Source organism: Bacillus sp. JJ675 (genome assembly GCF_036963165.1).
GTDB classification, from domain to species: domain Bacteria; phylum Bacillota; class Bacilli; order Bacillales; family Bacillaceae; genus Bacillus; species Bacillus glycinifermentans.
Genome location: NZ_JBALMR010000125.1, coordinates 1153 through 1838, shown reverse-complemented (window position 1 = coordinate 1838; position 686 = coordinate 1153). Strand labels below are relative to the sequence as shown.

Sequence of the window (686 nt, the reverse complement as noted above, 5' to 3'; positions counted from 1 at the left end):
GATACTTTAATTTACCGAAAGGTATAGCGGTAATTGAATATATAGACGAGTTCTCGTATTGTCTCGATACCAACAAAATGGTTGATGGAGAATGTCCTGTAATTTTATGGGCAAACGAAGCTGGTTATGGAAGAATTGTTGCAGATAACTTTTTGAATTTCTTTTTTGAAAGACTTAAAGAGAAAAAAGAAAACTGGGAAGAAGACGAAGATTGGGAAGATGAAGAGTGATCAAAACAGCCTCATCCTTATTAGGGATGAGGTTTTTCTTTGTCTTTATTTTCTGCTCGTATTATTTTTGAAATCGTGTTCACCCTCAATATTGGAATCCAGAAATTTGTGGGTTTTTCATAATATAAGTGACAATTGAGATTGGGCAAAATAAAGTTACTCCACATAATTGACAAAGTTCGTAAAGTAGATTCAAAATAAAGGAGAATACAATAAATAAGCACTTGAGATAACATTTTTCAAGTTGGAAATTTCTCAACACACAACAATTTGCAATCGATTTGGCTGTTGCAAATAATACTGTAGGAGCTATTGAAACTCAAATTGACTGTAATCATCAAAGAGTTAGACGTTTGAGTTTCGTATTATGAAGAAGACTTTAACAAAGAGGCGATTTGTTTGGATAAAAGATTAATTGTATTAGAAATAAAGAGCAGAATATTTAATCTTGTTAAC

1 protein-coding gene is annotated in these 686 nt (G+C 31.8%); it reads left to right on the top strand.

Translation table 11 applies throughout. The features are described 5' to 3' along the window. A partial coding sequence (locus tag V7126_RS23720) for an SMI1/KNR4 family protein (RefSeq protein WP_335499816.1) occupies positions 1–230 on the top strand: 230 nt, incomplete at its 5' end. Positions 231–686: the final 456 nt, after the last annotated feature.